At 25.8% G+C, this 16,224-nt stretch carries 3 protein-coding genes; 2 read left to right on the top strand and 1 reads right to left on the bottom strand.

The window, feature by feature from the left end; translation table 4 throughout:
- Positions 1–6: 6 nt before the first annotated feature.
- Positions 7–2,886, bottom strand: a complete 2,880-nt coding sequence (mip, locus tag HTZ87_RS00795) for an Ig-specific serine endopeptidase MIP (RefSeq protein ID WP_174892674.1) — start codon at positions 2,884–2,886, stop codon at positions 7–9.
- 283 nt (positions 2,887–3,169) lie between these two features.
- Here mip and HTZ87_RS00800 point away from each other — a divergent pair, with 283 nt between their 5' ends.
- Together HTZ87_RS00800 and HTZ87_RS00805 are read left to right on the top strand one after the other, a co-directional pair.
- Positions 3,170–3,910, top strand: a complete 741-nt coding sequence (locus HTZ87_RS00800) for a nitroreductase family protein (protein ID WP_174892675.1) — start codon at positions 3,170–3,172, stop codon at positions 3,908–3,910.
- Between the two features lie 295 nt (positions 3,911–4,205).
- Complete coding sequence (locus HTZ87_RS00805) at positions 4,206–15,878, top strand: hypothetical protein (RefSeq protein WP_174892676.1); 11,673 nt, start codon at positions 4,206–4,208, stop codon at positions 15,876–15,878.
- Positions 15,879–16,224: the final 346 nt, after the last annotated feature.

Raw genomic sequence — 16,224 nt, forward strand, 5'->3', positions numbered from 1 at the left:
TTAGTTTTATTTTATATCACTTGAATTTTCTACAGGTGTATATTCCACAACTTTTTTAAATTTAAATTCTTCTGGTATTTCAAAATTATTAGGGAATAATCATGTAGGTTTTGATTTTCTTTCTATTAGTTTTTGACGGTATGAAGTTTTTTGTTTATTACCACCACCATAAATTAAGTCGTATTGTGGTAAATTATAATCACCAAATAGACCTTTATAATCGTATCCTTCAGATCTAAAAGCAGATGATAAACCTGTTTTAGCTGTGAAAAAACTTGCATGGTAAACTGAAACTAATTCATTATTTTTAGTTCTGATTGATGAACCTGATGCACCACCACCCGGAACATAGTTTCTAGGTAAGTATTCTAAACCGTATAATATATATTTTTTACCATCATTTGAAACGTATAAATTATCATATGGTTTTGGTTTTGCTCCAACTGTCGGAGTTGTTATAAATGCATCTGTAATACCTGGCTTATCTATAAAACTACGTCAAGCAACATTGTATGATAAGAAGTTTCCTCTATCTACTTGTTTTTGTGTTTTAGGATCAAATCCTTCTTCAGTTATTTTTTTACCATATAAATTACCATCAGCATTAGTTCATAAACTGTAACCATATGGAAGTGCTTCATATTCTTTGTATTCTTCATATTTTTCAACGAAGAAATCAAATCAATTATCTGATTTTGATTTAGGGTAACCTAAAATTATAAGTTGATCAATAGAGTCTATTTTATTACTGTTTTTAGTTGTTGAAATTGGGTTATTAATTTGATCATAATCTTTTAAATAAGAGTTTTGCTTAAATTTTGCTTTATCTTTAGCGTCTCAATTTGCATAACCATTAGTTATTCATTTTGCAAATTCAGAATGACTTTTACCATCTAAATATTGTTGGTCAAATTTACTAAAGTCAATTTCAATTATTGAGAAGTCTAAAAACTCTTCTACATTTTTATATTTACTTTTTTGAGAATCAATTAAATATTGTGAAGGTGTTGTGTCTAAGTAGTCTTTAGCATCATACACTCTATCAACTGCTTCTTTTTTAACAATTCCTGTTTTGTAATGATAATTACCTTCAACATTTAACATTTTTACTGCTTGGAAATTACCGGTTACATTTTCTTTGTTAATAACATTAATTGACATTCCAGAAAAACTTCCTGGAATAATTGCGTCAGCAACGTGTAAGTTAGTTCCAAAATAGAATTTAGTTGGATAACTTCCATCATTTGTAAGTTCATAATCCATAATTCACATTGTTCCTGAAACTACTGATTCACTGTCAACAAATCTATTTTGAATATCTCACATAGTTGAAGCTTTATTGATAAATCTTTTAGCATTTTCGAGCGTTTTCGGTTTTATTTGTTTATCATCTTCAATACGTTTAATAACTATTTTTTTATATTTATTAATATAGTTTGTATAATCTTGTTTTGCACGTTCTTCACTATTGTATTGAGTTCATAATTCATCGAAAATTTCAATTGCAATTTCTCTTAATAATTCTTCATTAGGAAGTAATCCTGAATCATCATTATCTCCATGTGCTTCTTTTATTCTTCTAATAAAGTCCTTTTTCTTTACATCATCTTGAACATATGCCGCAAACTCAACTAATCTTTCTGGGTTTTTAACATGTAATCTTAAACGTTTCTTTTCTTCTTCATCTTCGGTAGCAAGAATATTATTAATATTTACTTGATATGTAGAGTATGAAGTTTGTAAATAGTTTTTATTAGTTATTCTACGAGCAAGACCTGTATCTGTACCTATTGGTTTGTTTAAAGAATCAACTCATGAATCTTTTTTACCAATTTCTTGTTTTTCGTTTAAAGCTAAACCGAGCACCTTATTGCTACTATCATATTTAGGTAATGTATAACCTTTAAGTGCTGCTGAATTATAATTAATAAATCCTACACTTTTAGCTTTTTCATTAAAGTGCTCAACATTAGAGTCAGAATTACTTAATTCTGAACGCGAATTTGATATATCTCCAAAACTTCTTCTTAAGGCTTCTGTGTAAGGTGTATCATCATGATTAAATTTTTCAATTGGGGACATTTTTATATATTTAATAATTTCACTTTCTTCAGTGATTTGTCCAATTGGTTTTGATTGAATAATATGACCTTGATCTTGTGAATCGTTTAAGAAACCTGATAGAACTACTTTTTTAACATCAGATTCTTCATTTGTTAGTTTATTTTTAAGTATTAAATAAAATTCAAGACTATCATTGTTTCCGTTTACTCTTTTAATGTTAGTTATATTAACATCTAAAAATCATGCATAGTCCTCATTCGGGATAATTTTTCCGCTTGATTGATTTGTTAATATTTCCGAAATTTTAGATTGTTCTTTAGGTTTGTTTGAGTAACTAAAACTAAAATGTTCTGTTTCATTAAAATTATTTTTTAATTCTGCAAATTTAGATTTAGAAATATTAATATTTTCATCCGAAATTGGTTTTTGTGTTTCGGTTATTATTTCTTTTAATGTATTTAATAATTTCTTAGGTTCATTACTTTCTAATTTTGCTTTAAACTCTTGTTTTGAAGGTAGCTTACGTAATAATTCGTTTGCCTTTTCTTTAATTCGTTCTGGGCTTACTTCTTTTTCTAATTGTTCTTGTATATTTTTGATAATAGAATTAATTGTTGTAGCATCTTTAGCATCATTTATTTGTGAATCAAATGATTCGCCTGATAAGGAAGCTAATTCGCTTGCTAATTCTTTACTTTTATCCAACGGACTTGTAGTTGTTGGGGTTGTTTTATTTTTGCTATTTATATTTTGTGTTGTACCACAGGAAATAGCAGTTCCAAGTATTGTTAAACTGGATAAAGTTAAGATAATTTTTTTCATTTTTCTCTCCTTTTCTACCATGTTTTGTTTACTTAATATTTTTTAACATAGTATAAAAAATTCAAATGAATTATACAAAAAAGATAATAAAAGACAAATTTTTGGGGTTATTATTTCTAATATTATTTATTTAATATTTTATGGTTATAATATGGTTTATTTTTTTAATTTTTAATCCTAAATTCTTGATAAAAAAATCATTTTTATAGGTATTTTTTAGATTAAAAATTAACTTTTTAACAAATTTTAAAAGTGATAAAATTAAAATTAGATAGGAGTTATTATGAGTTTTCACAAAAGTATTTTAGAAAGATATAGTGTTAGAGAATATGATACAAATAAATCTTTAACAGAAAAAGAACAAAATTATATTATTGATGCTATAAAATATGCACCCACTTCATCTAATTGACATTCATCTAGTGCAATAGTAATTACAGATAAAGAAATATTAAATAGAATTGCGGAACTTTATCCAAGAGGAACACATATAAAAACTGCTCAAATGTTTATTATATTTTTATCAGATTTTAATAGAATGAATATAGCAATGAAAAGTCATCCGGAAATTAAATTTAATAATCATTCATCAGAAACATATACAGTTGGAGTTGGTGACGCTTTCATTCAAGCTACAAGTGCTCAAGATCAAGCAATTGATTTAGGGTTAGGTACATGTTTTGTTGGTTTTGTAAGACATGTTGCAAAAGAATTAATTGAGTTATTAAACATTGAAGGACAAGCGTTTCCGGTTATTGGTCTTACAATAGGACATAAATTTAGCAACGATATTATAATTAAACCAAAAATGAATCGCGTTTTTATGAATAAATATGATATTAATAGAATTCCAAATGATATCAATAAATATAATCCTGAATTAGTCGATTATATTAATAAAATATATCCAAATATTGAACCGTTAAATTATATTGATTCGTCTATGCAATCTGCCAAGAATTTTAAAATGCAAACCGAACTAATTGAGGAAATTTGAGGTCTAGAATTAGTTAAAAAGAACTAAAAAATGAAAGTAAAAATCTTTCATTTTTTTTATTCAAAAGTACTCGTTTTTTACCGAAAAAAAGTAGATTTTAAAACTGTAAAAATATTGTATTTTTAGCTAACTAAATTTAAATTTCAAACATTATTTTAATATAAAAAGATAAATTTGTAAGCTTTTAAGTCTAAATACAAGTACTTTTTGCTTATTTTGCATATATTAAATATTTCATATTCGCAAATATGAATTTGATATAATAAAGACAAAGTTAATAATAAGAAAATATATCATTTATAAATTTAAAAATGGAGTGTTTATGTCGAAAATCAAAAATAAAACGACTGTATTATTATCTGGTGTTGCAGCAGTTGCATCGGTAGCTACAGCGGTAGCAGTTTTATGAACTTGAAGTAGTAAAAACAACGAATACGAACTAAAGTATAAAATCTTAAGAGAATTAATTTCTAAATTAAGTATCGAAAAAGAAAAATTTAGTTCTGATTTTTCAAAACTTGAACCAAATTTTAGAAATAAAGACCAATTTGTTAAATTAAACAAAATTAAAAACGATATTTTAGACAAATTAAAAGAATCAATTTCTAAAAAAGAAAAATCATTATCAAATAATGATTCAAATTTAGTATTCAACAGAGAAGATGAATATAAAAATAATGACAACGGTTTTGAAATAAACGATTATAATAAGTCGTTAATTAATGCAGAAGAAATTAAAGAATTGATGACTCAAATTCAAGATCCGAACATAAAGGATGAATATTTAAAAAGAATTGTGAAAGATTTAAAATCTGATTTTAAATCTATTTTTAGTAACACTAACGCAACAAAACAAAGCTTATTAGATTATCTAAATAAACAAAATGAAGAAATTCAAAAATGAAAAAAACTTGATAAGGATTTAATTGATCAATTACCTTTAGCTTTACAAGAAAAATTTACTAACAAATTAAATGAAGCTGGTGATAATATTTTTGCGCTTAAAGAATTAAATAAAGAGTTACTAGAATATAAAAGATTGTCAGATTTAGCTGATAAAATCGATGATGTTTATACAAAGGGTAACATTTTACGTGATTTAAACTCAAGTAATTTAGATGAATTACCTGAAATTGAAGATAAAATAAACAAAATATTAGAAGAAGAATCTAAATCTGAGTTTCAAAAATTAAAAGAACAAGTAATTGACTTAAATTCATTAGTTAAAGATCAAAATGCTCATAATAATTTTGAACAAGAAATAAATGTAGCGTCTCAAACTGAATCAATCGATAAGTTATTAGAAACTAAAAAGAAAATTGAAGAATATTTAAAAGAAAATGCAGGCGCAGAAGGTTTTATTAAATATAAAAAAGAATCATTGACTGAAAAAATCAATAATTCTAATTTAGATCAAAATACCAAAAACAAGTATTTAGATAAAATCAAAAATGCAGAAGATATTCAAGAATTAAATAGTCTTGAGAAAAAAATTAATGAAGCTATCGATCTAAAAATGAATAAGGATGAAGCTGAAAAATTAATTAAATTATTGAATAGTCCTGAAAAAGAAAAATTATTAGATGAATTATATGATGCTAAAAATTCAAAACAAGTTGAAATCGTAGCTAATAAAGCAGCTAAAATTTTATCTAAGAAAAAACAAATCGCTAAAGATAAACTTAAAAAATTAGATGGTGATTTTGATACCAAAAATACATTTATTTCAAGATTAACTGAAGCTGTTAAAGAATCAGAATTTATTGATATCGCTGCACAAATTGATTTATATATTGAAGAATTAATTAATAAAACTCAAAATGAAATTAATAAAATTGATGAAAATCCTAAAAAAAGAGATGAGTTACAAAAACGTTTAGATAAAGCTAAAAATAATCCTAATACAAATGCTGGAATATTACTTGATATTTTAAATGAAGCAAAAGCACTAGATAACTTTGAAGAATATAGAAAAGAAGCTAAAGAAAAGGCACAAAAACTTAATGATAAGAATCAATCAAAGAAATTCATTGATGATTTAGATGGTGCTAAAACATTAGATGAAGTTATTAAATTAAAAGAGCAAGTTGATACAGCGTATCAATTTGAATTAGATAAAGCAAAAGCTATAGAAGCAATTAAAAGAGTTCAACATGAAGGTAAAAAAGCTGAATTTAATGTTGAATTAGGTAAAGCTACAACTTCTGAAGAATTATTAAAATTAACTTCTAAGGCTAATAAATATGCCGATTTTGAAACTGCGAATAAACTTAAATATTTACAATTAAAAGATTTTATTGAAAAAAATGTTAATGATCAAACTGAAAAAGAAAAATTTAATAGTAGATTAGAGAACGATTTAAAAGACGAACAAAAACAAAATAATATCAATCAAGAACAAGTTAATCAAAAATTAGATGAAACAAGTAAAGCATTAGATCGTTTTATTACTAACCAAAAACACTTGCTAGAAGCTATAAAAGAAAGAATATTAGGTAAATTAGCACTTGTTAAAGATCAAGAAAAAAGCGAAAAACTTGAAAATGAAAGAATCTTACTTGATAATGTTAAATCTGCTAAAGAGTTAGAAAAAGTAGTTGATGATTTACTAAATTTTGAAAGAACTAAAGATAATATTATTGAAAAAGTTGATAATTTATTAGATAAAAAAGATTACATAAAAGCACTTGAAGAAGCCACAAATTTAGATCAATTAAAAGCAATTGAACCTTTAGTTGACGCGGATTTAGATCGTGAAGCTAAAGAATTAAAAGATGCTAAAGATAACGCAAATGATAAATTAACAAAAATATTAGATTCAAATGAAAATAAAAATAATTGAGCAAATAGAGTATCTGAAGCTAAAGATCCTAAAGTTGTTAATGCAATTATTGAAGAAATTAATAAATATTTAAATGATTTAAAAGAAGAAGCTAGAGAAGCTATTAAAAAAGTTGCGGGTGATGACCAAAATTATTCTAATTTAGATACTAAATTATCTAATGCTGATTCTGAAGAATTACTTAAAGAAGTTAAGAGTAAAGCCGATGAATTATTTTCAAATAAATTTGAAAACACTAACACTTCATTAGAAAACTTATCAAAAGATCACCCGATGTGAAACCAATTCAATAATGAAGTTAAAGCTGCAAATAATATTCAAGAGTTAAATGATGCAAAACAAAAAATTGATCATGCTATAACAGTTGATCAACATAAAAAAGAAGCAAAAGAATCACTAAAAGAAGTTCAAGATAAAAAGATTTTCGATGAAATTCTATCAAAAATAGAAGGTGCAAACGATGTTGATACATTAGTTGCAATTAAAGATGAAATTAGTGAGCGTATTAAGAATGAAAAAGCGGAAATAAAAGCTAATATTGATGCTATAAAAGAAGAAATTCAAAAATTATTTACAAATGATAATATCCAAAAATTTAATGACATTGTAGCTAATGACCAAATATCACTAGATGATTCCAGAAAAGCATTAGAAGCTATTAAGGAAGCTTATAAAATTGAACAAGATCAACTTAAAGACGCTAAAAGAGAAGCTTTAAATGAACTTAATAAATTAGAAGAATCAACTCAAAAAAATGAAATAAGAGATCGAATTGAAAAAGCACAAAATATTATTAATGATATTACTAATGCAAAACAAGCTATAAAAGATAGAATTCAAACATTAAAAGATCAAGCCATTGCTGCTACAAATAAATTAAATGATAAGGGTGATCGTGTTACCGCAATTAATAACGCTCAAACACAAGCTGATATTGATAAACTTAAAAATCTTTCAATAACTGAATTTGATAATATTAAAAGTCAAGCAGAACAACTTGCGAATAATACTTTAAATATCGAAGAAAGCTCTGTTGAAAAAACAAATACATTAGAACGAATTAATGCTGCTAATAGTGAAAATGAGCTAAATAAAATAAAAGATCATATTAACGAATTATTAACTAATTACAAGCAAAAGGCAACTGATGAAGCTTCACGCCTAAAACCTGAAACAGTAAGTGAAAACAATGTTTTATCAACTGATATTAATCCGCTAACAAGCCAATCAGAAGTTAAACAGCGTATTGATGAAGTGAACAAAATAATTGAAGATAGGATTTCTAAAGCATATGAAGCTTTAGGTAAATTAGTTGGCAACGATCAAGAACATGCTGCAAAATTAGCTAAACTTCAAGAATTAGAAGCTAAAAAAGACGTTGTAACAGAAAAAGAAATTACAGATTTAACAGCATTAATGGATAGTATTTTTAATGATGAACATAAAGAAACTAACGTTGAACTTCAAAAAGTTACAGATCCAGATCAAAAAGTTAAATTACAAGAAGAATTAACTAAAGCTAATACAATTAAAAAATTAAGCGACTTGAAAAAGAAAATAGCTGTTCAATTGAAAAAAGAACAGATTTTAAAAGACTTAACTTCAAAAATTACTTTTGAAGACCAAGCTTCAGAATTCAGAAATAAAATCAATGAAGAAAATACTGATTCTTTAGATAAATTAGCAAAAATTGAAGAAGAAATAAATAAACAAAGTGAATATAATAAGACACTTAAACAAAAAACAGATGAAATTAATGCAAAACTCCAAAAAATTGATACTGATGAGAATTTAAGAAATTCATTAAAACAAGAATTGGATAATGCTAGAACTGATACTCAAGCAGAAGAAGTTCGTACAAAAATTAATCAAAAATTTGAAGAACTTCGTAATGAGGCTTTAGAAGCAATTAAAGGGCTTGAAGGTAGTGAAGAAAAATCAATTCAAAATAATGAATTGAGTAATGCCGACTTTGAATCTGACTTTATTAAAATTAAAACTAATGCAGAAAATGCATTACAAGATAAAAGAAATAAAGTTAATTCACTAAACGAATCAACTAATACAAGTGAAAAAGAAAAATTCAAGCAAAGAATTGCTGATGCTGAAAATATAGAAACATTAAAACAAATTGAAAAAGAAATTAATAATCAAGCTACAAAAGAGAAAATTCAAAGTATAATTAATGATTTAAATACTTCTACTGAGAAGGAAGGTTTTGTTTCAAGATTAGGAAATGTTGACGTTAGCTCTGACGATGCTAAAAATACCTTAGATACATTACTACAAGATGTTAAAGATAGAGCTAAGACGGAAGGTAATGACTTCAAATCTTCATTACAAGAAGCTAAAGATGCAGTTGCTTTATTAGCTGTAGATAATTCTGAAAAGAATAGATTAACAGCTGAAATAGATAGATTAGAACATACTGATAAGAATAATCAAGTGGCAGCTGATGCGTTAAAAGTCCGTGATGAAGCTTTTGAAATAATAAAAACTAAGAGAGCGGATGTTAAAAAGTTAATTGAAGGAATAATAAAACCTACAACAACAAATGGTGAAACTGCAACAAATCAAACCGAAAAATATGATGCTTTAATTGCAAAGGTTGATGCCGAAAGAACTGAAACTGATATTCAAAATGTTTATGAAATTGAAGCACAAGAATACTTAAAATCAATTAAAGATAAATATATTAATTCTATTAATTCATTATTCCCTGAAGAAACTGGTAAACAACAATTATTAGAAACTCTTAATGACACTAACAACCAAAATATTAATAGTTTTAATACCGCTTTAAAAGAAGCTAATGAAAAACTATCTACTATAATTGAAGACTTAAACTCAAAAGTGGAATCCACAGAGAAAAAACAACAATTCCAAGATAAATTAGATAAAATCAAATCAAACAATGTTGAAGCAGATAATGGTTCTACAACTGTTAATACTGATAGATGACAAACAAGGTTGCCTGATTTAAAAGAATTATATGACTTAGTTAAATCTCAAAAAGAACAAGAAGAAAATACGTTAAGGTTGTATAAAGAGCAACTAGAATCTAAGATTGATTCAAAATTATCTGGTGAGAAACAAGCGGAAGATTCAACTCCTAAAAACGAAAAAACAACACTCATCGAAGAGTTAAAATCTGCAAAAACACTTGAACAAGCTAAAAAAATCAGTGAAAAATTACATAATTCTATTGAAGAAAAAAGAAAAATTGCTAAAGCGTCAATAGATCTAGCACAAGGTCATGAAAACTATAATCACTTATCGACTGAAATTGGCAAAGAAGAAATCACTGAAGATAAAATTAAAGAATTACAAAGACAAGCTAGTGAATACGTTCAAGAAGCGAAAACAAATGCTAGAGTTGATATAGATAAAATTGAAGATACAAGTGCTAAAAATGATTTATTAACAAAATTAAATGAAACAAATAATACAGTTGCTAAAATTAAAGAATTAGAGTTAGAGGCTAAAATAATTAACAAAAAGGCTGATCTAAACAAAAAACTTAATAAATTATGAGAAGAAAATAAATCAAATTATCAACAAAGAATAAATGATTTATCAGCTAATGAACAATCAACACTTGACGGATTATTACAAATTGAACAAGAAATTGATAACGCTCAAAGAAAACAAGATTCTGATTTAGCTCAAGCTAAAGAAGAAGCAAATGAAGTAATTAATAGATTGAATAATGGTCATGAAAACAGTGCAAATAATAAAGATACTAAATTACAAGAAGTAGTTAATGCAACTGATCTTAAACAAGTAAATAAAGCTAAAGAAGACGCACAAGCTATTTTAACTACTGAGAAAAATGCAACAACTGAATCGCTAAAGAAAATAAATGTACAAGATTTACCACAAAACTTAGAAGACTCAAATTCATTAAAACCAATCGTTGATTTATATAATGAATTAAAAGCTTCTAACACTGATCTTGCTACAGAAGAAACTTACAAAACTATTCAAACAAAGGTCGATAAATCATTTAATGACTATAAAGAAGCAATTAGAAGACAAATTACTGAAAATGCATCATCTAAAAAAGATGACTTACTTAGAAAAATAGATGATGCACAAACTATTGATGACTTACATCAATTAGCTAATGCAAATGAAGTTTATAAAGAAGCGGATAAAATAACTAAAAAATTAGAAGAGCATGCTAACAATGATAATAAAACAACCTTCAGTAACGAACTTAAAAGCATTGTGGATAGTGTAGTACCAAGTACCGATAAGGTTAAAGAAGGTGAAAATTTAAGTAAAAAACAAACCGATTTAAATAAACTTAAAGAGTTATTAAATAGAGTTAATGAAGCGGTTGAAAGACAAAACGAAGAAATTGCACACGAAAAAGAAAAAGTAAACAACGCTTTAGAAGCAATAAATGGAACTGATTCTGCTTCCACAACCAAAAAAGAAGAATTACAAAGAGAATTAGAACAAGCTATTAAAGATAAAAATGTAAGTGCTATAACAGTGGTAAAAGATAAAGCAAAAGCATATCTTGACACTAAAAAACAAGATGCTTTAGATCTTTTAAACAAATTAACAGTGGGTAAAGCACCAAGAGCGACTGTTGGTGATCAAAAAGGTCTTCAAGAAAAATTTAACGAAGCAACAAGTCAAACAGATTATGAAAACGTTAAAAAAGAAATTGAAGCTAAACTTAACGAGTTAAAAACTAAAGCGGAAGAAGCTAATAGTAAAATTGGTAGTGAATTAAATGATAAATTAAATGAAGCTAAACGTGTTAATGATCAAAAACATTATGATGATTTAATTAATGAAGCAAATACAAAATTTGAGCAATATCAAAATCAAGCAAGAACAAAATTACGTGAAGCTAATTTAGTAGATCAAAAAACTTTTGCAAACGATATTAATACTGCTGAAAATAAAGCTAAACTTGATGAAATCCAAAGAAAAATTCAAGAACAAAAAGAATTAGAAATTGCGAAATCAGAAGCCGAAGTAGAAATAAATAAATTAAAAGATCCTAAAAAGACAGATCTTTTAAACCAACTTAATCAAGATGGTGTTCTAAAAGCAAAAGTTGACGAATTAAAACAACAAGCTATAGAACATCTTAATGAGAAAAAACGTATAGCTAAAGAAGCTGCGACTAGATTTAATAAAGTAGATAACGATCCAAATAATAAATACAACATTAAGTATGGTGAAGCAACAACAGAACAAGATTTTGAAACTATTACAAACAATGCTAATAATGAATTCGAAAATCTTGTTAGAAATACAAAATTAAACATTGAACGTTTAAGAAATGGCGACAATACACAACAAAAACCAACTGTTGCAGAAGTTAACACTAAGAAAAAAGCATCGGAAGTTGAAGCGTTACTTAAACAAGCGCTAAATTATGCGAGAGATTATGCCAAAAAAGAGATAGAAAAAATTCCTGAAGAAAAACGTGATGCATTAAAAAGAAAACTTGAAGCTGCAACAAGTGTTGATGTAATAAATGATATTACTGACCAAGCTAAAGCTATTAAGAGTTTTGAAGATGCTAAAAATAGAGCTAGAGAAAATGCTAATAGTAAGTTAGAAGGTCATGAAAGACTGCAAGATATTATTAGACAAATTAACGAAGCACAGAATGATCAACAATTAACAAACGCCACTTCACAAATTACTCCTCTTTTAGATACTGAAGCAAATAAACTTATAGCAGCTTTAAGAAGGCTAGAAGATACAAATGCTATTAAAACAAAACATAAAGATAAAAACGCAAATAACACTTCTGTTCAAGGGTTAAGAAATGCCGTTAAAGAAGTAGAAGCCGAATTAAAGAAAAAAGAAGATGCCGCAAAAGTTGATATAGAAAAAATTCATTTAACAAATCATCAAGTTCAAAACGAATCATTCGTTAGAGAATGAAATAGAGATTATCAAAATAATAATCCAAAAGGTGTTAAAAATAAATTTGATGAAATATCAGCCGATAAGTACGAAAGAGACTTTAAACAATTATCAAGTAAAGTTAATGTGCTTTTAGAATCTAAAAAAGATTTCGTTAAGGAAAAAATAGGCGCTTTAGAAGCTGGTGATTTAAAAAATAGATTAAACGGATTAATAAATGATCCTAATAATAAAACTTATAACAAATTAGCAGAAATTTATAAAGATGTTCTAACCGGAAAAACTGAAGCTCAAAGATTAGAAAAACTTAGAGAAGTTGAAAGATTAATAGGTAAATTAAAAAATTATGTACCAAATCAAAAAAGTGAAAATTATAACAACGGACTAAGCACTAAGAGTTATGCACAATTAGAAGAAGTGAAAAATAGAGCTCAATCAACATTACAAGAAGAATTAAGGATAGCTAGAGAAAGAGCTATTGAAGAAGTTAAAAAATTACCTTCAAAAGTAGTAAGTTATAATAGAGCTAGTTGACTTAATCAACTAAGAAATTCTCAAAACATAGATGATATTATTTCTATAGAAAATCAAGCTAGAACAAAAAATGAAAAAATAATTTCAGATTTAGAAGCAAAAATTAATCAAATGCCTGAGCATGCAAGAGGTGATTTAAATAGCCAAAAAACTAATATTATTAACGCTCAACGCCATGATGATAATAACACCAAAGGTGATAAACTTCTTTCATTACAATCAGTCGCCCAAAATACTGTAAATAAATCAAGAGAATTAGAAAGTGTTATTAATTCTACTTTCCCTGAGTCTGCAAATGGTAATTTAGAAAATGGTGGTACACAGAAGTATAGAGATTGATTGAGGGATTATAACTATAATAGTAATAAAGCTGACACAATCGATAAGATTAACCAAATTATTGCTAATACAAGAGAATTAAAACAAGTTTATAATGGATCTAAAACTCTTTTTGATGAGGGAATTATAAATAATGTTGAAGCAAGAGATGGTGCAAAAACTGATTTTAGAAGAGCGTTGTTTAATATATCAACAAATTCATCAGCTCCAAGTATTTCAAATATGACTTTTGATTCTATAAAAAATACTTTACAAAATTTAAATCAACAAATGATAAGAAATAGAGATATTTTTAATTATGTTGGCGAAGCTAAAAGAATTGCAAACACTTTATTAGAACATCAAAGAATTAATGATTGAAGTGAAAACACTTTAAACCGTCACAAATGACAACCTAATAATGCAGAAATCGAAATAGTTAAAAATAAAATAAATTCAATGAATGCATTAAAATCTAAATTAGATGAAATTAATGCAAAATTAGAAAATCCTTCTAATTTTAGTGGAGCAAATTCGTTGAAACAAGCATTAAAAGAACAATGAAATAGAACAAATTCGCTTGGTGAAGTAAATGATGATAATAATTCAGGAACAGCCAACGGTTTATTTAATAATATTTCAAATAACAGAGATGGTTTAATAAAATTAATTGCAAATGTTAAAGAAGAAATTAAAGGTTTAACAACTGCTAATAAAAAATCAGATTTCACTAGACGTTTAAATGAATTAACTACTAGAGCACAAATTGATACATTATTAAATGATATTCAAAAACAAAAATTAATTGAGGAAGCTAAACCATACATTAATAGGCTTTCAGACTCTAATAAACAAGCATATAATAGTCAAATTAATGAATCAAAATCAATTGAAACAATTAGACAAAAATTATTAGAGCTAAAAAATTATCTAACAAATGAGCAAAATAAAGCTATAAGATCTATTGCACGTCTAACAGAAAAAAGAGAAAATACTTATTTAACTCACAAAAGAACAGCTGAAAATAATTTAGCAAATGAAAATCAATATAGTGGAGTTACTCAATATGTTCAATCTGTAATTAGATCAAAAGATAATCAATTAAAAGAAATAACCAAACATTTTGATAATGCTACACGTAATCGTTATACTACAAATATAGATACTGACAATGAAAATTCATATGATGAAAAAATATCAGATTCTAGAAGATTGTTAGATAAATATAATGAAGTAAAAAGATTAATCACTAATAGATTCAATTCGAATTCAACATTAAATTTAAAAACTGAATATCAAAACTTATTAGAAGCCGATAATAAACAATTTGATAAATTATCTAAACTAAAACAAGATATTGATAATAAATATAATGAATTCAAAAATAATATTAAAAATAATAGAATATGAAATTCAACTATTAGTAGAAATAAGAAAGCAGATTTTGAAAGAAGATGAAATACTTTAAAAAGTAATAATAATACAACCTTTGATCAATTAATAACCCTTAAAGATGAAATTGATAATTACAATGAAATTGATCAATCTACTAAACGTAGAAATAGCAACACAAATTATCAAGAATTTATGTTAAATTCTAATGCAGGTATAAATTCGGCTACTGTTGATGTTAGGTTTTATAATATAGAAAAATTAAGAAATAAAAAATTATATGCAGTTGCAGTTGATAAAAACAATCATACCGTGGTTTCTAATGTAAGAAACGGTAATAGAAATACTGGTGATTCTCAAAACACACTTTCATTCGTTTTTGTTAAAAGCAAAGTAAAAAATCCTGGTGAATATACTATTAAAAAAATTGTTGTTAGTGATAGAGATTTAACAGATCAACAAGTTAAAGATCAAACAAGAAATTTAATAAATAGAAAAGAAGGAACAAACGATAATAATTACGAAGCGTTTACAGCTAGAAAAGATCTTTTAGTAAGTGCCGGAAGAAATATAAGAGTTAAAGAAGGATTTAATGGTCCGAATAGATATATAGAAATTTCAGGTTTCAAGTTAGAAGAGGGATGAAATACAACAGATTTATCAATACTTTCAACTAAATTAGAAATTGGTTTTAAAAATGGTAAAAATAACAATACAATTGAACGTGAAGTAAGTGGATTGGATAATTTAATTATTGTTAATAAGAATAATAATCTTACTTTTAAAGTGTATGTAAACGATCATATAAATAATAAAACAATTTGAAATTATTCTAAATATAGAATAAAATCAATTAAGTTCTACGTTAGAAATAATTACAACAAGCACGAAACAATAAATTATGAATATAATATTAATAAGAAAACATCTGATCCATACTATAAACCTCTAGACTATACAAATTACAGTATAAATAATGATGGATGAATTGAAATCGGTAGAAGATAAAGTTTTTATATTATTCAAAACACTGGGTAAATTATGTACTTAGTGTTTTTTGTGTTTATAATTTAATGAAGTTCAAAAGTAAAAGAATTACTATTTCGTTTTTTATTTATTTTTTGATTTTTTTATTAAAAAATCAAAATTTGAAAATTCACAATAAAACTCTGTAATAAAAGTTATATTTTAATTTCAAAGAATCTCCCCAGTTATTTTTATTTGTATTAAATAAAATGATTAACATTTATATAAAAAGCGGAAAACTAATACTTTTTAGTGAGAAAATTAATTATGATGAACATGATGTACAAAACATTATAGTTTATGGTTTAAATAGATAAGTTTATTTATA

Source organism: Mycoplasma sp. OR1901, assembly GCF_013348745.1.
GTDB lineage: Bacteria > Bacillota_I > Bacilli_A > Mycoplasmatales > Metamycoplasmataceae > Mycoplasmopsis.